25 protein-coding genes and 1 pseudogene are annotated in these 19,565 nt (G+C 68.1%); 9 read left to right on the top strand and 17 right to left on the bottom strand.

Annotated features, from left to right (window positions below):
* Positions 1-4 precede the first annotated feature (4 nt).
* Entirely contained in the window at positions 5-877 is an 873-nt protein-coding gene (locus DKG75_RS03250; protein WP_208111930.1) for an SDR family oxidoreductase, read from the bottom strand.
* A 77-nt stretch (positions 878-954) separates the two neighbouring features.
* Here DKG75_RS03250 and DKG75_RS03255 point away from each other — a divergent pair, with 77 nt between their 5' ends.
* Complete coding sequence (locus DKG75_RS03255) at positions 955-1,392, top strand: winged helix-turn-helix transcriptional regulator (RefSeq protein WP_243746428.1); 438 nt, start codon at positions 955-957, stop codon at positions 1,390-1,392.
* A 15-nt stretch (positions 1,393-1,407) separates the two neighbouring features.
* Here DKG75_RS03255 and DKG75_RS03260 read toward each other — a convergent pair.
* The 3 genes and pseudogenes from DKG75_RS03260 to DKG75_RS03270 form a co-directional block, all read right to left on the bottom strand.
* A pseudogene (locus DKG75_RS03260) lies at positions 1,408-1,497 on the bottom strand (IS5/IS1182 family transposase); the annotation flags it as partial.
* A 19-nt stretch (positions 1,498-1,516) separates the two neighbouring features.
* On the bottom strand, positions 1,517-1,795 hold the full coding sequence (locus DKG75_RS03265) for a DUF6959 family protein (protein ID WP_109919631.1): 279 nt from the start codon (positions 1,793-1,795) through the stop codon (positions 1,517-1,519).
* A gap of 77 nt (positions 1,796-1,872) precedes the next feature.
* A complete protein-coding gene (locus DKG75_RS03270; RefSeq protein ID WP_109919632.1) occupies positions 1,873-2,421 on the bottom strand; it encodes a helix-turn-helix domain-containing protein in 549 nt (182 codons plus the stop codon).
* A gap of 61 nt (positions 2,422-2,482) precedes the next feature.
* On the opposite strand from DKG75_RS03270, the gene DKG75_RS03275 reads away from it, so the two are divergent.
* Positions 2,483-3,418, top strand: a complete 936-nt coding sequence (locus DKG75_RS03275) for a DMT family transporter (RefSeq protein ID WP_109919633.1) — start codon at positions 2,483-2,485, stop codon at positions 3,416-3,418.
* Here the strand turns inward: DKG75_RS03275 and DKG75_RS03280 are convergent.
* From DKG75_RS03280 to DKG75_RS03295, 4 genes are all read right to left on the bottom strand, one after another.
* Positions 3,363-4,094, bottom strand: a complete 732-nt coding sequence (locus DKG75_RS03280; protein ID WP_109919634.1) for a uracil-DNA glycosylase family protein — start codon at positions 4,092-4,094, stop codon at positions 3,363-3,365. The two genes, DKG75_RS03275 and DKG75_RS03280, sit on opposite strands and share 56 nt — an antisense overlap.
* Complete coding sequence (locus tag DKG75_RS03285) at positions 4,091-5,590, bottom strand: acetate--CoA ligase (protein WP_208111931.1); 1,500 nt, start codon at positions 5,588-5,590, stop codon at positions 4,091-4,093. Before DKG75_RS03285 ends, DKG75_RS03280 begins: the two co-directional genes overlap by 4 nt.
* A 68-nt stretch (positions 5,591-5,658) precedes the next feature.
* Positions 5,659-6,126, bottom strand: coding sequence for a hypothetical protein (locus DKG75_RS03290; protein ID WP_133636742.1), 468 nt, complete (start codon positions 6,124-6,126; stop codon positions 5,659-5,661).
* A 3-nt stretch (positions 6,127-6,129) separates the two neighbouring features.
* The gene (locus DKG75_RS03295; RefSeq protein WP_109919637.1) at positions 6,130-6,702 is read right to left on the bottom strand and encodes a phosphonate degradation HD-domain oxygenase; all 573 of its coding nucleotides are present in this window, start codon (positions 6,700-6,702) and stop codon (positions 6,130-6,132) included.
* A gap of 102 nt (positions 6,703-6,804) precedes the next feature.
* On the opposite strand from DKG75_RS03295, the gene DKG75_RS03300 reads away from it, so the two are divergent.
* Together DKG75_RS03300 and DKG75_RS03305 are read left to right on the top strand one after the other, a co-directional pair.
* The gene (locus tag DKG75_RS03300; RefSeq protein ID WP_109919638.1) at positions 6,805-7,941 is read left to right on the top strand and encodes a CaiB/BaiF CoA transferase family protein; all 1,137 of its coding nucleotides are present in this window, start codon (positions 6,805-6,807) and stop codon (positions 7,939-7,941) included.
* Between the two features lie 18 nt (positions 7,942-7,959).
* Positions 7,960-8,358 (top strand): DNA-binding protein, encoded by a 399-nt coding sequence (locus DKG75_RS03305; protein ID WP_109919639.1) that lies wholly within the window; start codon positions 7,960-7,962, stop codon positions 8,356-8,358.
* A 1-nt stretch (position 8,359) separates the two neighbouring features.
* Here the strand turns inward: DKG75_RS03305 and DKG75_RS03310 are convergent, their stop codons facing one another.
* The gene (locus DKG75_RS03310) at positions 8,360-9,433 is read right to left on the bottom strand and encodes a hypothetical protein (protein WP_133636744.1); all 1,074 of its coding nucleotides are present in this window, start codon (positions 9,431-9,433) and stop codon (positions 8,360-8,362) included.
* Between the two features lie 159 nt (positions 9,434-9,592).
* Between DKG75_RS03310 and DKG75_RS03315 the strand changes: the two genes are divergently transcribed.
* Positions 9,593-10,390: a M48 family metallopeptidase gene (locus DKG75_RS03315; RefSeq protein ID WP_109919641.1), complete on the top strand. Its 798-nt coding sequence runs from the start codon at positions 9,593-9,595 to the stop codon at positions 10,388-10,390.
* On the opposite strand, the gene DKG75_RS03320 is transcribed toward DKG75_RS03315, so the two are convergent.
* Positions 10,391-10,867, bottom strand: coding sequence for a thermonuclease family protein (locus DKG75_RS03320; protein ID WP_166646320.1), 477 nt, complete (start codon positions 10,865-10,867; stop codon positions 10,391-10,393). It abuts the gene before it with no gap.
* A gap of 104 nt (positions 10,868-10,971) precedes the next feature.
* Between DKG75_RS03320 and purH the strand changes: the two genes are divergently transcribed.
* On the top strand, positions 10,972-12,552 hold the full coding sequence (gene purH, locus DKG75_RS03325; RefSeq protein ID WP_109919642.1) for a bifunctional phosphoribosylaminoimidazolecarboxamide formyltransferase/IMP cyclohydrolase: 1,581 nt from the start codon (positions 10,972-10,974) through the stop codon (positions 12,550-12,552).
* 26 nt (positions 12,553-12,578) lie between these two features.
* Here purH and DKG75_RS03330 read toward each other — a convergent pair whose 3' ends face one another.
* From DKG75_RS03330 to purC, 6 genes are all read right to left on the bottom strand, one after another.
* Entirely contained in the window at positions 12,579-12,815 is a 237-nt protein-coding gene (locus tag DKG75_RS03330; RefSeq protein WP_109919643.1) for a BolA family protein, read from the bottom strand.
* A 32-nt stretch (positions 12,816-12,847) separates the two neighbouring features.
* Positions 12,848-13,696 (bottom strand): transglutaminase-like domain-containing protein, encoded by an 849-nt coding sequence (locus DKG75_RS03335; RefSeq protein WP_109919644.1) that lies wholly within the window; start codon positions 13,694-13,696, stop codon positions 12,848-12,850.
* Between the two features lie 105 nt (positions 13,697-13,801).
* Positions 13,802-15,997 (bottom strand): phosphoribosylformylglycinamidine synthase subunit PurL, encoded by a 2,196-nt coding sequence (gene purL / locus DKG75_RS03340; protein WP_109919645.1) that lies wholly within the window; start codon positions 15,995-15,997, stop codon positions 13,802-13,804.
* Complete coding sequence (gene purQ / locus DKG75_RS03345; protein ID WP_109919646.1) at positions 15,997-16,689, bottom strand: phosphoribosylformylglycinamidine synthase subunit PurQ; 693 nt, start codon at positions 16,687-16,689, stop codon at positions 15,997-15,999. The genes purL and purQ overlap by 1 nt, the downstream gene beginning before the upstream one ends.
* 2 nt (positions 16,690-16,691) lie before the next feature.
* Entirely contained in the window at positions 16,692-16,931 is a 240-nt protein-coding gene (purS, locus tag DKG75_RS03350; protein WP_109919647.1) for a phosphoribosylformylglycinamidine synthase subunit PurS, read from the bottom strand.
* 75 nt (positions 16,932-17,006) lie between these two features.
* On the bottom strand, positions 17,007-17,771 hold the full coding sequence (gene purC / locus DKG75_RS03355) for a phosphoribosylaminoimidazolesuccinocarboxamide synthase (protein WP_109919648.1): 765 nt from the start codon (positions 17,769-17,771) through the stop codon (positions 17,007-17,009).
* A 224-nt stretch (positions 17,772-17,995) separates the two neighbouring features.
* Between purC and DKG75_RS03360 the strand changes: the two genes are divergently transcribed.
* From DKG75_RS03360 to DKG75_RS03370, 3 genes are all read left to right on the top strand, one after another.
* The gene (locus DKG75_RS03360) at positions 17,996-18,307 is read left to right on the top strand and encodes a DUF1476 domain-containing protein (protein WP_109919649.1); all 312 of its coding nucleotides are present in this window, start codon (positions 17,996-17,998) and stop codon (positions 18,305-18,307) included.
* Positions 18,304-18,765 carry a GNAT family N-acetyltransferase gene (locus DKG75_RS03365; RefSeq protein ID WP_109919650.1) on the top strand — a complete coding sequence of 154 codons (462 nt, stop codon included), beginning with the start codon at positions 18,304-18,306 and terminating at the stop codon, positions 18,763-18,765. Before DKG75_RS03360 ends, DKG75_RS03365 begins: the two co-directional genes overlap by 4 nt.
* A 101-nt stretch (positions 18,766-18,866) precedes the next feature.
* On the top strand, positions 18,867-19,265 hold the full coding sequence (locus DKG75_RS03370; RefSeq protein ID WP_109919651.1) for a DUF2306 domain-containing protein: 399 nt from the start codon (positions 18,867-18,869) through the stop codon (positions 19,263-19,265).
* Here the strand turns inward: DKG75_RS03370 and DKG75_RS03375 are convergent, their stop codons facing one another.
* The gene (locus DKG75_RS03375; RefSeq protein ID WP_109919652.1) at positions 19,266-19,445 is read right to left on the bottom strand and encodes a hypothetical protein; all 180 of its coding nucleotides are present in this window, start codon (positions 19,443-19,445) and stop codon (positions 19,266-19,268) included.
* Positions 19,446-19,565: the final 120 nt, after the last annotated feature.

Raw genomic sequence — 19,565 nt, forward strand, 5'->3', positions numbered from 1 at the left:
CGCGTCAGGCCGCGAGGGCGGCGGCGACCGAGGCGGCCAGCGGCGTGGTCGGCCGGCCGATCAGGCGCCCGAGCGCGCCGCCCGCATCGTAAAGCGCGCCGCCGGCGGCCTTGGCATCGCTTTCGGCCAGCAGGTCGGCCAGGAAATCCGGCAGGCCGGCGCCGAGCAGGATGTCGCGGTACGCCGCCTCCGGCAGGTCGTTGTAGACCACCGGCTTGCCCGACTGGCGGGCGATCTCGGCGGCATAATCGGCAAGCGTATAGGACGTGTCGCCGGCAAGCTCGTAGACCTTGCCCGCCTGGTCGGCCGCGGCGGTCAGGACCGCGACGGCGGCGGCGGCATAATCCGCCCGCGCGGCCGAGGAAATCCGCCCGCTGCCGGCGGCACCCAGCACCGCGCCGTGTTCCAGCGCCGTACCGAGGCCGGCGATGTAATTCTCCGTGTACCAGCCGTTGCGGAGGACGGCATGGGGCAAGCCCGAGGTCCGCAGCAAGTCCTCGGTCTGGCGGTGTTCGACGGCAAGGTTCATCGGGCTGACGTCGGCACGCAGCAGGCTGGTATAGGCGAGCAGCTTCACGCCCGCCGCCTTCGCCGCCTCGATCACATTGCGGTGCTGGGGAAAGCGCTGGCCCACCTCGCTCGATGAGATCAGCAGCACCTTGTCGGCCTCGGCGAAAGCGGCGGCCAGGGTCTCGGGCTTCGCATAGTCTGCGGCGCGGACCTCGACGCCCTGGGCGGCGAGATCGGCCGCGCTCTCGGGCTTGCGGGCGAGGGCGACGATATGGGCGCCTGGTGCCGCCGCGCGCAATTGCTCGACGACCAGACGGCCCAACTGGCCGGTGGCGCCGGTGACGACGATGGTTTCGCTGTTTGCCACGTTCCGACTCCTGGTATAGAATTTAGACCATGCCTATATATGAGGCCATGGGGTCCTGCGGAAGGAGGCAGTTTTTCGTGACAGGGTTACTTGCCGATAACCATCCCCCGGCCGAGGCAAAGGCGCGGCTGGCGGAACGGTTCAGGGTGTGGAGCAGCCGGGCCTTCGATCTGGCCGGCTGCCCGGTGCGCGGCGTGCTCGATGCGCTGGGCGACAAGTGGACGACCTTGATCGTCATCACCCTGTCGCAGCGGCCGCACCGCTTCAGCGAGATCCAGCGCGCGGTGCCGGATATTTCGAAGCGCATGCTGGCCCAGACCCTGCGCGACCTGGAACGGGACGGGCTGATCGCCCGCCGCGTCTTCCCGACCAAGCCGCCCAGCGTCGAATACCGCCTGACCGACCTCGGCGAGTCCCTGCTCGATCCCCTGGTCGGGCTGATCGCCTGGGCGGAACGGAACCAGGGCCCCATCGCCGAAGCCCGCACCGCCTTCGATGCGGCTGTCGCCGATTAGGCCGTAGACTCATAAACGCACGGAGGTGGTGTCGATCATCTGGATGTCGCCATCGTGCGCGGCGGTAATGGCGTCCATCATCCGGTTCCACACGCCCGGTTTCCGCATAATTGAAAGGCCAGTCTCAGGGAGACTGCTGTTCAGAGAAGGGCAGAGCTATGCCGTGCTCCATAAGGGTCGCCTTGTAGTGATTGAGGTAAAACCAGAGCGCATTGCGAAGATCGTTCAGTTCGTCAAAGCCCGGTTTTCCTCGCCCAACCTCTTTGCAGGCCGAGTCCGCTCGCTGGCACAACGCATGCAGACTGTCGCCCTGAACGAGAACCCCTGGAAAAGCTCGGCCGGGATGCCGCACAATGGCGGCGTTGGTCTGGTCCGAAAGTATCTCGACGTTCTCGGTTCGCATCGGAAGTCTCGCGCGCTGGTTTGCTCCACTACCAGAGCAGGTGCACCCTCACCATGCAACGGTTATGAGTTCACAGCCTAGATCACCACATTGCGGATGAAGCGGACGCGGGCATCGGCCGCCGGCCGGTAGTCGAAGGGCCGGTCCGAGCGGTAGGACAGGGTCTGGCCCGGCCCCAGCCGCTCCACCCGGTCGGCGAAGGTGATTTCCAGCTCGCCCTCGATCACCAGGACCATTTCGTACCAGCCGGCGGGATCGGCGGCGGAGGTATAGCTTTCGCCCGGCATCAGCACCCATTCCCAAAGCTCGGCCAATTGGCTGGCGGGGACCGATTGCAGCAGGTGGGCCTCGCTGCCCCGGTGGCGGCCGGTCCAGGCCAGGACCGGGCGGGGCGGGTTTTCGCTGCGGTCGGTGATCAAGTCGGGCAGGAGGACGCCCAAGGCCGCCGCCACCTTGTCCAGGGTCGACAGGCTGACATTGCTGTCGCCCGCCTCCATCCCCACCAGCATGCGGCGCGAGACGCCGGACAGCCGGGACAATTGTTCCTGGCTGAGGCCGGCGCGCTGGCGCAGGCGCTTCAGGTTGGCGGCAAGATGCCGGAGGACCGGGGCTTGACCTTCCGTCATGGGCAATATATTGCACTATTCACCCGCCCAGTTTACGGCCCCTGCGGACGCACCTCAAGCCATGACCAGCCTCGACCGTCCCTTTGCGCCCGAAACCGAGGCCGGCCTTGCCCGCCATCTGCCGGCGCTGGTGCTGTTCGGCGTCACCTTCATCTGGGGCGCGTCCTTCCTGGTCATCCAGACCGCGCTGGCGGTGTCCGGGCCCTTGTTCTTCCAGGGCCTGCGCTATGGCATTGCCGCCCTGGTGCTGGCGGCGATCACCCTGCCGCGGATCGGCGGGCTGACCCGGCTCGAATGGTGGGTCGGGGTTTGCACCGGGCTTGCGGTCGCCGCCGCCAACGGCTTGCAGGCGGTCGGCCTCGGCATGATCCCGAGCAGCACGTCCGCCTTCCTGACCGCGCTCTATGTGCCCATGGTGCCGCTGGCGCAATGGCTGTTCATGCGCGATCCGCCGCGGCCCCTGGCCTGGGCCGGCATCGCCCTGGCGTTTGCGGGCATGGTCTTGCTGGCGGGGCCGGGGGCGCTGCATCTCGATCTCGGCGCGGGCGAGGCGATGACCATCGCCAGCGCCGCGATCATCGCCGCCGAGATCGTCGCCATCGGCATCTACACGAAGCGCCTGGATTCCCGGCGCGTGGCGCTGGTGCAGATCGTGGTGATCGCCGTCGCCACCTTCGCCGCCGTGCCGGTGGCGGGCGAGGGCGTGCCGGCGCCGGGCTGGCTGCTGCTGGCCTGTGCCGGCGGGCTGGGGCTTGGCAGCGTGGTCATCCATCTCGCCATGTATTGGGCGCAGAAGCGCCTGTCGCCGACGCGCGCCACCCTGATCTATGCGACCGAGCCGATCTGGGCCGGCATTCTCGGCCGGCTGGCCGGGGAACGGCTGCCGGCGCTCGGCCTTGCCGGCGCCGGGCTGATCGTGGCCAGCGTGGTCCTGAACGCGCTCAGGCCCGCAGCAGATCGAGCGGCCGGAAGAAAGCCTGCACCGCCGGATCGTTGATGAAGCCGATATTATAGGGGTGTTCCGCGGCCAGGACGGAGAAGCCGGCAGCGCCGGGCAATTGCCCGAGGTTGCGGGCGAAATTGCCGAACAGCAGCAGGGTCGCGTCCGGCCGGGCCCGGTGCAGGCCGGCCAGGAACACGTCCATGAACCCGCTCCACGCCTTGGCGTCGCGGGCCTTGGCGGCGGTCAGCACCGGGATCGCGTTGAGGCAGAGAATGCCCTCGGCCCGGATGCGGCGGAACAATTCGTCCATGGTGGCGACAAGGCCGAGCGCGCCGGGATCGAGCGCCGCGATCTCTTCCGCCCGGGCATCGGCCGAGATATGGCCGGCGGCGACCAGCAGCATCTTCATGATGTTGCGGAGCGACGTCGCCCGGTTCACCGGCTTCGCCAGCCCCCCCGGGCCCCACAGCGGGCCGACCGCCCCATCGTAGAAGGCTTCGCCCCGGGCGGACTGGGCGCGGGGATAGGGCGATTCGCCGATCAGCACCGCCCGCACGCCCTCGATCGGCACGAGGCGAAGTGCTGCCAGCATCAGGGCCGGGCCCGGCAGCCACTCCTGCCCGGACAGGGCCGCCAGATAGGCGGGATCGACGCGGCGCGCCGCCGCCTCGACGATCGCCAGCCAGTCGGGGCCGAGGCCGGCGCAAGCCTCGTCGAAGGGATAGGTCATGATGCCAGCCCCGCCAGCGCCCGGCGCATGACCTTGCCGTTGGCGGTGCGCGGCAATGTTTCCACCACGATCACCTCCTTCGGCTGCTTGTAGGCGGCGAGCCGGCCGCCGGCATGGGCAAGGACGGCCGCCTTGTCGATCGCGGCGCCGTCACGCGGGACGACATAGGCGCAGATGATCGAAATGGTCTCGGACACCTGCCGTTCCGCGACCGCGACATCGGCGATCGCCGGATGGCTCGCCAGCGCGGCCTCGACCTCGAGCGGCGAGACGCGGTAACCCCCGGCGTTCATCAGGTCATTGTTGCGGCCATGGAACCAGAGGTAACCGTCCTCGTCCAGATGGGCGAGGTCGCCGCCGGCGAACCAGTCGCCGCGCAGCACTTCCGCCTCCTCCAGCGGGCGCTGCCAATAGCCGAGCATGAGGCCCGGATCGCTGCGATGGACGGCGAGCAGGCCGATCTCGCCCGCCGGCAGCGGCACCCAGGTCTCGGGGTCGAGAATGGCGACGCGCCGCCCCGGCTGCGGCCGGCCCGGCGAATGGGGCCGGGCCGGGCCAGGCGGGCACTGGCTGACATAGGTCGAGATTTCCGACATGCCCAGCGCCTCGTAAAGCTCGGTCCCCACGGTTTCGCGCCATTGTTCCAGGATCACGGCCGGCAGGCTCTCGCCCGCGGTCAGGCCGTGGCGCAGGCTGGCAAGATCGTGGCCGCCGATCTCGCCGTATTTCAGGATCTGGCGGTAGAGGCCGGGGACGGTGGCGAAGAGCGTCGCCTTGAAGCGTTCGATCAGCCGGGGCCAGACGGCGGCATCGCGCGGCCCGTTGTAGAGGCAGGCGGTGGCGCCATTGGCCCAGGGGTCGGTCAGGCCGACGCCGAGCGTATAGGTCCAGTTGAAGGCGCCGGCATGCAGCACCCGGTCGTCGCCGGAAATGCCGTACCAGCCCTGATACATGGGGCGCCGGCCGAAGGCGCTGCGCTGGCCGTGCAGCACGCCCTTGGGCCTGCCCGTGGTGCCGGAGGTATAGACCAGGAAGGCCGGGTCGTCCGCCGCCGTATCGGCGAAATCGCCAAGGGCACCGTTCCGCGCCCAATCCGCCACGGCCTGGGCCGGGATCACCGTCACCCCGTCCGGCACCTTGAGGTCGGCCATGCCGGCCCCGACCGCGACCGCCCGGGCGCCGCAATCGGCCAGCAGGAATTCGGCCTCGGCCGCGGTCAACTGGCTGGACGAGGGCAGGGCGACGATGCCCGCCGCGATCGCCCCGAAATAGGCGAGCGCATAGGCGACGTCATTGTCCATGCGGATCATCAGCCGGTCGCCCGGCCGCAGCCCGGCGGCCAGCAGCCCGTTGGCGACCCGCAGCACCGCATCCTTGAGGGCGCCGAAGCGCCACACCTCGTCGTCATGGGCGCCGGCCAGGATCAGGCCGGTCTTGCCCGCCGCATGCCCGTCCAGGCAATAGCGGGCCATGTTGAAACGCTCGGGCAGGGTCACGGTCGGGGTCTTTTCTCGATGGGGGGCCGATCTTGGATACAAAGATCCCCAGCGGCCGGCAATGTCCTTCATGGCTCGGCCGGGCGCCGGATCTCGGGCAGGATCCGCCGCGAGACGATGCTGGCCAGGACGATGCCCAGGGCGTGCACCGCGGCTTCCGCCGATCGGAAGAACACCCCGGCCCAGGTGATCGCCCCGTCCCGGAACAGTTCGATGCCGCCCTGCCGCAGCGTCAGACTGATGTTGCCGGCGGCATTGATCGACAGGGCCGGGGCGAGGGCGGTCAGGGTGGGCACGAACAGGATGAAAATGGTGCGGCGGCGGATGCCGGCGAGCCGCAGCATCGAGAAGGCGTAGAACAGGACGAGCGCCGGGATCAGCGCCGGGCTGCTGAGCACCAGCCAGACCACGACATCATGGCGCTGGCCCAGCAGGACGGCTTTGCCGAAATCCGCCAGACCGTCGAAGAGGAGGGCCAGGAGAATCGGGAGGAGGGTGCGGCCGATCACCCGGCCCGGTCCCTCGTCCGGCTCCAAGGCTCAGGCCCCCTGGACCAGGGCGCGCAGCAACTCGCGGTAGTCGGCGAAAGCGGGCACGTCGAGGCCGACCACTTTCGCCTCCTCGTCCCAGACGCGCAGGCGCACGGCGTCGCGCCAATGGTCCAGCGCCTCGAAGTCCGCCACCTCAGCCGCCGACATGGGCCCGCCCTGGAGGGCGAGGCTGCGCACCGAGGCGGGCGACAGGCGGTCGAAATAGCCCGCCTTGGTCGCGCACAGATAGCGCTTGGCCGCGACATGCAGGCGGATCGGTTCCGTCACCGCCGGGCCGAACCAGCGGGCCAGATGGTCGGCGCCGCCGTCCTCGTGCCTGGCGTCATAGCCCATCACCGCCGCCGCTTCCCCCGCCGCGTCCAGCAGGTGGCCGATGTCGTGCAGCAGGGCGGCGGCGATCAGGCCGGGACCGGCGCCCGCCCGCCGGCCGCAGGCGGCGGCCTGAAGGCCATGGGCGAGCTGGCTGACCGATTCGCCCCCTTCATAGGGGGAATGGCCCTTTTCCCGGTAAAGCGCTTCAATCCGGGCGACGATGGATTCGGCAGGAAGGCGCGACGTCATCTTGGTGTCCTGGTTTGATGCTGATATTCGCCCGTGACCTGGCTTCACGACACGGTTAAAAAGCTGTCTTAACAATCAAACATGACAAATAGGGGAAGTCGCATGGCGGGGCCGCTCAAGGGCTTGAAGGTGGTTGAGATCGCAGGCATCGGGCCGGGCCCGTTCTGCGCCATGCTGCTGGCGGACATGGGCGCCGATGTCGTCCGCGTCGACCGGGCGGCACGGTTCAGCGTGATGAACGACAAGTTCGATTTCCTCAACCGCGGCAAGCGCTCGATCTCGATCGACCTGAAGAAGCCGGACGGGGTGGAGGCGGTGCTGAAGCTGGTCGAGAAGGCGGATATCATTCTCGAAGGCTTCCGGCCCGGCGTGATGGAACGTCTCGGCCTCGGCCCCGACGTCTGCCTCGGCCGCAACCCGAGGATCGCCTACGGCCGCATGACCGGCTTCGGCCAGGACGGCCCGATGGCCAAGGCGGCGGGCCATGACATCAACTATATCGCCATGTCCGGCGCCCTGCACATGATCGGCCACAAGGGCGGCCGGCCGGTGCCGCCGATCAATTTCGTCGGCGATTTCGGCGGCGGCTCCATGTTCCTCGCCTTCGGCCTGCTCGCCGCCGTGATCGAGGCGCGGTCGAGCGGCAAGGGCCAGGTGGTCGACGCCACCATGATCGACGGCGCGGCCCTGCTGACCACCATGATGTATGGCATGAAGGCGCAGGGCCTGTGGCAGGACGAGCGGGGCGTCAATCTGCTCGATACGGGCGCCCATTTCTACGACACCTATGAGACCAAGGACGGCAAATATGTCTCGATCGGCTCGATCGAGCCGCAGTTCTATGCCGAACTGATCCGCCTCGCCGGCCTCGACCCGGCCGATTTCGGCGCCCAGATGGATGTCGCCAGCTGGCCCGCGATGAAGGAGAAACTGGCCGCGGTGATCAGGGGGAAGACTCGCGCCGAATGGGACGCGCTGATGGAGGGGACGGACGTTTGCTACGCCCCCGTGCTGTCGATGGAAGAGGCGCCGAAACATCCGCATAATATTGCCCGCGGCGTCTTCTTTGAGCAGGATGGCCATGTGCAGCCGGCGCCGGCGCCCCGGTTCAGCCGCACAAGGCCGGACCTGCCGGCGGCGCCGCCGCTGCCCGGCCAGGATACCGAGACGGCGCTGGCCGACTGGGGTTTCTCGGCCGCGGAGATCGCCCGCCTGAAGGAGGCCGGCGCCGCGTCCTGACCGGAGAAGGGGATTGGGGTGGCGCTGTTCTTCGACACGGCCTGGTTCGATCAGCGCCTGCGCGTGCTCGGCCTCGCCCGTTCGAATGTCGCCGCTGCCCTGAATGTCTCCGAGGCGGCGGTGGATGCCCTGTTCAAGGACCAGCGCGAACTGGCGCCGACCGAGGTCGTGACCCTGGCCGCGCTGCTGGCCGTCCCCGTCGCCGACGTGGTGCAGCGGGCCGGCGCCGGCACCCAGATGCCCGATGAAGTGCCCGAGCCGCAGCCGGCGGCGCCCGGCGGGTTCGACGATCGCCTGGAGGCGGTCGAACAGGCGATGCAGCGCCTGGAAGAGCGGATGAACCGGGTCGAAAGCCTGCTGGCGCGGGCGGTCGAAACCACCCGCGCGATCCGCGCCGAACTGCCCGGCGGCGACTGAGCTATTTTTTCTTCTTCACCGTCAGCTTGTCCGGGGTGATCAGCACCTCGACTTCCTTCGGCTTGGCCGGCGTGCCGCCTTCCATGGTGACGATGATGCCGGCCGGGGTGAAGATCACCGGGTCATTGGTCGGCACGCCGCCGAGATCCACCGTGTTCAGCCGGGCGAAACTATTCACCCCGATGGTTTTCAGCACCGTGACATAGCCCTTCTTCACCTTGCCTTCGAGCAGGACGAAGACGAGGACGACATCTTCCTGGCCGTCGCCGGTCACGTCCTTCGGCAGGGCGACGGCATAGCCGACGCCGGCACTGCGCTTCTTCGCCTCGGCGGCGATGGCGTCGCGGATCGCGGTCTCGACCGGGGTCGGCTCGGGCTGGGCCGGCTCGGCGGCGGGCGGGGCCGTGGGGGCTGCGGCCTGGCCGTCGTCGGCGAAGGTGGAGCCGGTGACGGGCGCGCCCGATCCGCCCGCGGGCGCGGCCGGGGCGGCCGGATCGATGCGCACCACCTGGATATTGTTGGCGCTGCCGCAAGCGTCGAGCGCGCGGATCGCCGCCTCCGCCCCGGCCAGGTCCAACTCGCCCGAGCGCAGCTTCAGGGCGTTGGAGCCGATCACCGCCTTCTGGCCGCGGGCGAAGACCGCGAGAACCTTCTCGCCCTCGGGCGAGGGCACCGGTTCGGACATGATGGCGGAAGGATCATAGGCGACGCCGTGGAAGCCGAGCGGCTGGCGGCCGTCGACCGAGAAGCCGATGTCCATCTCCGCCCCCTCGCGCACCTTCAGCCCGGGCTGGCCATAGATGATGCCGCGCCCGCGCTCGCCGAGGACGAAGCCGAGACGGTCGCCATTGTCGAATTCGCGGGTGACGACGCAGATGGTTTCATCCTTGCCCGGCAGCTTGAAGGTATCGAGATTCCAGCCGCCGATATCCTCGCTGTTGGCGGCCTGGGGCGTCGACAGCGGTGCCGGCAGGGGCGCGGGCAGGGGGGCCGGCGGCGCCTCTTCGGCCCGGGCGGGCAGGGCGCCGAGGACGAGAAGCAGGGCGAGGGACGAAGCGCGCGACAGCAGGGGCATGTGATTGGACTCGCCGCGAAAGGGAATTTTCATTCGCGCGGAGCATAGCCAACACTGTGGCATAATCATGAGGCTTTTCTGGCCGCCCCGGCCGCGGCCTTGCTCCGGCCCGGATTGGTGGCTCTACTCGCAGCCGACGATGATTCCGGAGTTCGCGTCATGACCCTTTGCTTCGGCCGCTGCTGTTTCGTCTCGCGCCGCGGCGTTCTCGGCCTTGCAGCGGGGGGATTGGCCGGCTGCACGGCGGTCGGGCGCAGCATGGCGCCGGCGGACGGCGAATTGAACCAGATGGGCTTGCAGGCCTGGTCGCAACTGAAGACCAAGGAAAAACTCTCGTCCGACGCCAAGGGGCGGGCGCGGGTGAATACGGTGGCGCGCCGGGTGGTCGACGCTTCGGGCCTCGGGCATGCCTATACCTGGGAATTCGCCCTGTTCGACGGTGCGCAGATCAATGCCTTCGCCCTGCCGGGCGGCAAGATCGGCGTCTATCGCGGCCTGCTGAACCTTGCGGGCGCGGACGACGAACTGGCGGCGGTGCTCGGCCATGAGGTCACCCATGTCCAGCGCCGCCATGCCGCCCAGCGCATCGGCACCCAGCGGGCGGGGCAATTGGGTGTCTCGCTGGCCCAGGTCGGGCTGGCGGTCGGCGGCGTGCAGCAATCGGACCAGATCGCCGGGCTGATCGGCGCCGGCGTTTCCTATGGCGTGATCCTGCCCTTCTCGCGCGACCAGGAATATGAGGCGGATGCCGGCGGCCTGACCACCATGGCGCGGGCCGGCTATAACCCGAATGCCGCCGTCAGCCTGTGGCAGAAGATGGCGGCGGCCAATGCGCGGAACGCGGGCCGGCCACTCGAATTCGCTTCCACCCATCCGTCCGACGCCAACCGCATCCAGCGCCTTCAGGCCCAGATCCCCGCGGTCCTGCCGCTGTACGAGGCGGCGCGGCGGAACTGATCAGCACCAGCCGGCGCGGCCGCCGCCCTGATAGGGCCGGGCGAGGCCGGCGCCGATCATCTGGTCGGCCAGGCCCCGGCCGTCGGCGCCGCTGACCGCCGCCAGCACCCGGCCGCCGTATTTGTCGTAAGTGACGTCGCGCAGGATCACCGTGCCCGGGGCGACGAGGCGGGCGAGCAGGGCCTTGGCTTCCCGCGCCCTGGCCTTTTCCGCGTCGCATTGGCCGCGCAGTTCCGGCGTGTCGATCCCGGTCATGCGCACCCGGGTGATCACTTCCTGGCCCAGCCAGATCTGCACCCGGACTTCCAGCGTGTCGCCGTCGACGACCTCGATCACCTGGGCGGTGAAGGGGCCGGGCATGGAATCATGCAGGCGCCCGGCCAGCGTATCGGGCCGGGTGATCATGGCGCCGGTGGCGGCGGCGCCCAGGGCCAGGGCGGTGGCGAGCCCGGCGGGCAGCAGGAATCTGGTCAGCATCGTGCGAACATTAGTGGAACATCGCCCCGCTCCGCAAGGGTTGCAGTGGCAAGGCCCGGCCTTGGGTGCTATGAGAGCGGCCATTCCGTTACAGCCTGTTCAGGATGATCATGATCGCCCGCGCCCTTCTCTCGGTCTCGGACAAGACCGGCCTCGTCGAATTCGCCCTCGCCCTTGCCGAGCGGGGGGTCGAACTCCTCTCCACCGGCGGCACGGCCAAGGCGCTGCGCGATGCCGGCCTCAAGGTGATCGAAGTGGCGGACCACACGGGCAGCCCGGAAATCCTGGACGGGCGGGTGAAGACCCTGCACCCCAAGGTGCACGGCGGCCTGCTCGGCCGGCGCGACGTGGCCGACCATGTCGTCCAGATGCAGGAACACGGGATCGGCAATATCGATCTGGTCGTCGTCAACCTCTATCCCTTCGAGGCGACGGTGGCGCGCGGCGCCGACTGGGACGAGACGATCGAGAACATCGACATCGGCGGCCCGGCCATGATCCGTTCCGCGGCCAAGAACCACGACCATGTCACCGTCGTGGTCGAACCGGCCGACTACAAGGATGTGCTGGCCGATCTGTCGGCGCATGGCGGGGCGACCACCCTTGGCCTCCGCCGCCGGCTGGCGGCCAAGGCCTATGCCCGGACCGCGGCCTATGACGCGGCGATTTCCGGCTGGTTCGCGAAACAGCTCGACGACACTTTCCCGGAACGCCTGTCGCTGGCGGGCGCACGCGCGGCCATGCTTCGCTATGGCGAGAACCCGCATCAGTCGGCCGCGCTCTATGTCACCGGTGAAAAGCGCCCGGGCGTGGCCACGGCGAAGCAGTTGCAGGGCAAGGAACTGTCCTACAACAACCTGAACGACACGGACGCCGCCTTCGAGCTGGTGGCCGAATTCGACCCCGCGGAAGGCCCGGCGGTGGTCATCGTGAAACATGCCAACCCCTGCGGCGTCGCCACCGGCGAGACCCTGCTGGACGCCTGGGACAAGGCGCTGATGTGCGACCCGGTCTCGGCCTTCGGCGGCATCGTCGCGGTCAATTCCACCCTGGACAAGGAAACCGCCGAGGCGATTTCCAGGATCTTCACCGAGGTGATCGTCGCCCCCGAGGCGGACGAGGACGCCCGCGCCGTGCTGGCGGCGAAGAAGAACCTGCGCCTGCTGGTCACCGGCGGCCTGCCCGACCCCAAGGCCCCGGGCCTGGTCGCCAAGACGCTGGCCGGCGCCCTGCTGGTCCAGACCCGCGACACCCTGGGCGCCGACAGCGCCCGTTTCGAGGTGAAGACCAAGCGCAGCCCGGCCGAACAGGAAATCGCCGATCTCGAATTCGCCGTGAAGGTGGCGAAGCACGTGAAGTCGAACACCATCGTCTTCGCGAAGAACGGGGCCACGGTCGGCATCGGCGCCGGCCAGATGAGCCGGGTCGACAGCGCCCGCATCGCCTTCCGCAAGGCCCAGGACGCGGCCAAGGCCGCCGGCCTCGAAGAACCGCTGACCAAGGGGTCGGTCGCCGCTTCGGATGCCTTCTTCCCCTTCGCCGACGGTCTCGACGTGCTGGTCGAGGCGGGGGCGACCGCGGTCGCCCAGCCCGGCGGCTCGATCCGCGACGGCGAAGTGATCGCGGCGGCGGATGCGGCCGGCCTCGCCATGGTCTTCACCGGCGAGCGCCACTTCCGTCATTGATCAAGGCATGACGGCGGCGCCGGCGGTTATTCCGCCGGCGCGCCCGTGGTCAGGGCAAGCGCGTGCAATTCGCCGCCCATGGCGCCGCGCAGCGCCTTGTAGACCATCTGGTGCTGCTGCACCCGGCTCTTGCCCTTGAAGGCGGCGGACACCACGCGGGCGGCGTAATGGTCGCCGTCGCCGCGCAGATCCTCGATCTCGACCGTCGCATCGGGGAAGGCGGCTTCGATCAGGCTCTGAATTTTCGCGGCTTCCATGGCCATGGGCTCGACTCCGTCCGGTTGCGGTGATGACGCTAGCCGATCGCCCGGATCGGCTCAACTGCCCGGCGCGGCACTTCCGCCACCTCGTCGGTCACCACCATGAAGCCGGCAAGGCGGTGGAAGCCGAAGGAGGAGGAGAGCGGGACATCGGCGGCATCCCGCCCCCTGGCCATCAGCACCCGGCCGATCCGGGGCTCGACATGGCGGGCATCGACCGTATGCCAGCGCCCGCCGAGGAAAACCTCGAACCAGGCGCTGAAGTCCATGGGGGTTTCTTCCATCGGCACGCCGATATCGCCCAGATAGCCGGTGCAATAGCGCGCCGGAATATTCATGCAGCGGCAGAAGGTGATGGCGAGGTGCTGGAAGTCGCGGCAGACGCCGGTCCGCTCGTTATAGGCATCGATGGCGCTCTTGGTCGAACGCGCCTGCATATAGTCGAACTTGATGTGGCCGCGCACCCATTCGAGGATGGCGAGGACGCGAGGCCAGCCTTCCCGGGTCTTGCCGAACAGCGACCACGCCAGATTGCCCATGCGGTCCGTCTCGCAATAGCGGCTGCCCTGGAGATAGACCAGGGTCTCGTCCGGCAGTTCCTGGACCGGGATCTGGGGCATGTCGACGGGCAGGGTTTCCTGCTTGCCGCTATCGGCGATCAGGGTGCGCCCGGTCAGGCGAAGCCGCCCCTTCGGCGCCATCACCCGGGCGCAGCGGTTGCCGAAACCATCGTAATAGTAATGCAGGGGGAGCAGGGGATCGGTCTTGATCTCGTCCGCTTCCAGAAGATCGCCCATGCGCGAGGCGTGGACGTTCAGCATCAGTACCATCGGGGTCGCCTGGGGCAGATCGTAACTGATGTCGTAACCGAGACGGATTTTCATCGGCGTCTCCTTTGCTGTCTGCACGAGCCAAACCTTGAACTTGGTACAAAATGAAACGCGGGGGAACCCGGTCGGATCCCCCCGCGTGCGTGAAGGTGCTATGCGTCAGGCCGCCATATAGGCGGGCAGCCAGCCTTCATGGGCCGCCTTCAGGGCGGCGAGCGTCGCCTTGTGCTTGCCGTCGACATTGATCGCGTCGCCGCCGGTGGTGCCGATGACGGCGACCGGCACGCCCGCGTCCCGGGCCTGGTCGAGAATCGCCTCGACCCGGTCCTGGGGCACGGCGGCGAGATAGCGGCCCTGGTCCTCGCCGAACCAATAGCCGTGCAGGGGCACGTCGGTTTCCGGCGTCGCCAGGGTGGCGCCGATGCCGCCGGCCAGCGCCATTTCGGCGATGGCGACGAGCAGGCCGCCGTCCGCGACGTCGTGGCAGGTGACCACTTCGCCGTGGCGGATCAGGCCGCGCACGAAATCGCCGTTCCGCTTCTCGACCGCGAGGTCGACCGGCGGCGGCGCGCCGTCCTCGCTGCCCGCGACCTCGCGGAGATAGATCGACGAGCCGAGCCAGCCTGCGGTGTCGCCGACCAGCAGGATCGATTCCGCCGCCGCCTTGAAGCGGATGGAGGCGGAGCGGGTATAGTCGTCGAGCAGGCCGATGCCGCCGATCGCCGGGGTCGGCTGCACGCCGGTGCCCATGGTTTCGTTGTAGAGCGAGACATTGCCCGAGACGACCGGATAGTCGAGGGCGCGGCAGGCGTCCGCCATGCCCTCGATGGCGCCGACGAACTGGCCCATGATGTTCGGGCGCTGCGGGTTGCCGAAATTCATGCAGTCGGTGATCGCCAGCGGCAGGCCGCCGACCGCGGTGATGTTGCGATAAGTCTCGACCACCGCCTGCTTGCCGCCCTCGACGGGATCGGCGAAGCAATAGCGCGGGGTGCAGTCGGTGGTGATGGCGAGACCCTTGGTCTTGGTATCGCGGACGCGGACCACCGCGGCATCGCCGCCCGGCCGCACCACGGTGTCGCCGCCGACCAGATGGTCGTATTGCTCGATGATCCAGCGCTTGGAGCACAGGTCCGGCGTGCCGAGCAGCGCCGCCAGGGTGGCGCCCAGGTCGTCGGTGCCGGCCACGTCCGCGGCCGCGATCGCGGCGCGCTTGGGCGTCGGCTCCCACGGCCGGTCGTAGAGCGGCGACTGGTCGGTGAGGGGGCCGACCGGAATGTCGCCCACCACCTCGCCCTTGTGGCGGAGCACAAGGTGGCCGGTGTCGGTCACCCGGCCGATGACGGCGAAGGCGAGGCCCCATTTCTCGAAGATGGCGCGGGCGTCGTCCTCGCGGCCCGGCTTCAGGATCATCAGCATGCGTTCCTGGCTTTCCGAGAGCATCATCTCGTAGGCCGTCATGCCGAGTTCGCGCTGGGGCACGTCGTCCATGACCAGTTCGATGCCGACCCCGCCCTTCGACGCCATCTCGACGGAAGAGGAGGTGAGGCCGGCCGCGCCCATGTCCTGGATCGCGACGATGGCGTCGCCCGCCATCAGTTCGAGGCAGGCTTCGAGCAGCAGCTTCTCGACGAAGGGATCGCCGACCTGCACGGTCGGGCGCTTCTCTTCCGACTTCTCGTCGAATTCGGCGGAGGCCATGGTGGCGCCGTGAATGCCGTCGCGCCCGGTCTTCGAGCCGACGTAGACGACCGGATTGCCGATGCCCGCCGCCGCCGAATAGAAGATCTTGTCCTGCTGGGCGATGCCCACCGTCATGGCATTGACCAGGATGTTGCCGTCATAGGCCCGGTGGAAGGTGCATTCGCCGCCCACGTTCGGGATGCCCATGCAATTGCCGTAGCCGCCGATGCCGGCGACCACGCCCGAGACCAGGTGCCTGGTCTTCGGGTGCTCGGGCGAGCCGAAGCGCAAGGGATCGAGAATGGCGATCGGCCGCGCGCCCATGGTGAAGACGTCGCGGAGAATGCCGCCCACACCCGTCGCCGCGCCCTGATAGGGCTCGATATAGGACGGGTGGTTGTGGCTTTCCATCTTGAAGACGGCGGCCAGACCGTCGCCGATGTCGACCACGCCGGCATTCTCGCCCGGGCCGCAGATCACCTGCGGGCCGGTGGTCGGCAGTTTCTTCAAGTGCAGGCGCGACGATTTGTAGGAGCAATGCTCCGACCACATGACCGAGAAGATGCCAAGCTCGGTCAGGTTGGGCTCGCGCCCCAGGATGTCGAGGACGCGCTGGTATTCGTCCGGGGACAGGCCGTGTTCGGCGACGATGTCGGGCGTGATCTGGGTCATTACGCGAGCGCCTTGGCGAGACTGTCGAACAGGAGGGCGCCGTCGGTGCCGCCGACGACCGCTTCCGTCATATTCTCAGGGTGCGGCATCATGCCGAGGACGTTGCGCCGGTCGTTGAAGACGCCGGCGATATTGCGCGACGCGCCGTTGGGCGAGGCGGCGGCGGTAACCTCGCCCGCTTCGTCGCAATAGCGGAACGCGACCCGGCCTTCGCCTTCGAGCCGGTTCAGGGTCTCGTCGTCGGCGAAATAATTGCCCTCGGCATGGGCCACGGGCACGCGGATCACCTGGCCCGGCCGGTAGCCGGCGGTGAAGGCGGTATCGGTCGCCTCCACCTTCAGGTGGACGTCGCGGCAGACGAATTTCAGCGAGGCGTTGCGCATCAGCACGCCCGGCACCAGCTGCGCCTCGGCCAGGATCTGGAAGCCGTTGCAGACGCCGATGACATAGCCGCCGCGCGCCGCATGGTCCTTGACCGCGCGCATGACCGGGGAGAGCGAGGCCATGGCGCCGCAGCGCAGGTAATCGCCATAGGAAAAGCCGCCGGGCAGGACCACGAGGTCGGTGCCCGCCGGCAATTCGGTGTCACCGTGCCAGACATAGGCCGGCTTGGTGTAGGACGCCCGCTCGAGCGCCAGCGCGATGTCGCGCTCGCGGTTCGAGCCGGGGAAGACGACGACGGCCGCCTTCATGGTCACACCAGCTCGATCGAATAATTCTCGATCACGGTGTTGGCGAGCAGCTTCTCGCACATCGCCTTGACCTGTTCGCGCGCCGTCTCGGCATCGGTCTCGGCCAGATCGAGTTCGAGATACTTGCCCTGGCGGACATCGTTCACGCCCGGAAAGCCGAGGGAGCCGAGGGCGCCGGCGATCGCCTTGCCCTGGGGATCGAGAACGCCGTATTTCAGGGTGACGTGGACGCGCGCCTTCACGGGATCACCTTAATCTTGGATCGGGTCGGTCAATATGGAATGCCCCCGGTTTCGGGCCGGGGGCATGGGGAATGCTTACTGCATCACCTCGGGGCCCTTCATGTCCCGGGGGCCGCCTTCCGGCAGGATCCCGAGGCGGCGGGCCACTTCCTGGTAAGCCTCGGCCGTGCCGCCGAGGTCGCGACGGAAGCGGTCCTTGTCCAGCTTCTCGTTGGTGCGGATGTCCCACAGGCGGCAATTGTCCGGGCTGATCTCGTCGGCCAGGATGATGCGCATCTCGTCGTTCTGCCACAGGCGGCCGAATTCCATCTTGAAGTCGACGAGACGGATGCCGACGCCGAGGAAGAGGCCGACCAGGAAGTCGTTGACGCGCAGCGCCAGCGCCAGAATGTCGTCGATGTCCTGGGGCGAGGCCCAGCCGAAGGCGGTGATATGCTCTTCGGTCACCATCGGGTCGTTCAGCTCGTCGGCCTTGTAGAAGAATTCGACGATCGAGCGGGGCAACTGGGTGCCCTCCGGAATGCCGAGCCGGGTCGAGAGCGAGCCGGCGGCGACATTGCGCACCACGACCTCAAGGGGGACGATCTCCACTTCCTTGATCAGCTGTTCGCGCATGTTGAGGCGACGGATGAAGTGCGTGGGCACCCCGATGTCGTTCAACAGGGTCATGATATATTCGGAGATGCGGTTGTTGATCACACCCTTGCCGGTGACCGTGCCCTTCTTCTGGTTGTTGAAGGCGGTCGCATCGTCCTTGAAATACTGCACCAGGGTGCCCGGCTCCGGACCCTCGTAAAGGATCTTGGCCTTGCCCTCGTAGATCTGCTTGCGGCGGCTCATGAGCTGTATGGTCCTCTGGCGGCGAAGGGCCTGCCAGTCGAAAAAACGAAGCCGGCGCGGTCAAGCCCCCGGGGGCTCCGCGCGAAGCGGGACCATACAGGACGTTGCCCCTGGAAACAATGCGGCGATCTTCTCCTTTTCCGCAGGACAAGGCCCCTTGCCAAGCGGAGGTCCGATCCCCTTATATCCGCGCAATGCCTGTCATTCAGCTGAGGGAAATACCCATGTCCATGAACGACCGCGAAAAGGCGTTTGAAGCGAAATTCGCCCATGACGAGGAGAAGCGGTTCCGCGCCGTCGCGCGCCGGAACAAGCTGCTCGGCTATTGGGCGGCGGAAAAGCTGGGGCTTTCGGGCGATGCCGCCGAATCCTACGCCAAGGACGTGGTCGTCGCCGACTTCGTCGAGGCGGGCGACGAGGACGTGATCCGCAAGGTGCTGGCCGATTTCCAGGCCAAGGGCCTGGATCTGACCGACCGCCACATCCGCCTCGAAATCGAATCGCTGAGCGCCAAGGTGCTCGCGGAACTCGAGTGAGCGCGCTCGTCATCGGGGCGGAGGCGCCCGATCAGCCCGATGTCCTCGCGCTGATTCGGGCCCTCGACGCCTTCCACAGCGATCTCTACCCGGCCGAGAGCAACCATTTCCTCGATCTCGAGGCGATGACGGCGCCGGCGGTCTCCTTCATCGTCGCGCGGCTCGACGGGCAGGCGGTCGGCTGCGGCGCCCTGCTGCGCGACGCCCGCGGCTTTGCCGAGATCAAGCGCATGTATGTGCTGCCGGAAGCCCGGGGCCACGGCCTCGGCCGGAAACTGCTGGAAGCCCTGATCGCGATCGCCGACGGGGAGGGGATCCGGACGCTGCGCCTCGAGACCGGCATCCGCAACCGCGAGGCGCTCGGCCTCTACCGCGCGCTCGGCTTCATCGAGCGCGGCCCCTTCGGCGACTATGCCGAAGATCCCAACAGCAAGTTCATGGAACGCCGGCTGGGCTGAGCCGGCTTGCGCGCCGTAATCCTGATGGCCGTAATCCTGATGGACGAGGCCGCCGCGCGGAATCCCCGTCATGATCACCCGATCCAATCACGGGGAAGATCATGTCGCTGGAACCGCTGCTGAACGCATCGCCCGCCATTCAGATCCACGCCTTCGGCGCGCTGCTGGCGTTCGGGATCGGCATCGGCATCCTGTTCGGGCCGAAGGGCACGGTGCCGCACCGCTTCATGGGCTGGCTCTGGGTGCTGATCATGACCGCGGTCGCGATCAGCGCCTTCTGGGTCCAGGAACTGCGGATCATCGGGCCGTTCAGCCCCATTCACCTGCTGTCGATCCTGACCCTGGCCGGCCTGCCGAAACTGGTGCTGGCCGCGCGCCGGCACGACGTCCGGGCGCACCGCAGGATGGTCTATATCCTGTTCTTCGGCGCGCTGGTCGTCGCCGGCGCCTTCACCTTCCTGCCCGGCCGCATCATGAGCGCGGTCGTGACAGGGGGCTGATCAGCGGCCGCGCGGGTCTTCGTCGGCGAAGACCACGACGCCGGTGACACCGCCGGCGCCGCCCGAATAGGCGGCCTGCACGAGGCGGAGTTCGCGCTTCAGCTTCTGCACCGGCGGGGCGGCGGCGGGCGCGGCCTCAACGGTTTCGGTGGCGGGGCGGGCGGCGGCGAGGGGGCTCATGGTCGGGCTCGGCAGGTTGGCTGACGATATCGTCACCAGCAACAATGCGGCCGCCCGGCAATTGGATCCGTGAGATTCATCACATTGTCATCGAAGATCTTCGTGTGGCCGATGGGCAAC

Source organism: Zavarzinia compransoris (assembly GCF_003173055.1).
In the GTDB taxonomy this organism is placed as follows: domain Bacteria; phylum Pseudomonadota; class Alphaproteobacteria; order Zavarziniales; family Zavarziniaceae; genus Zavarzinia; species Zavarzinia compransoris.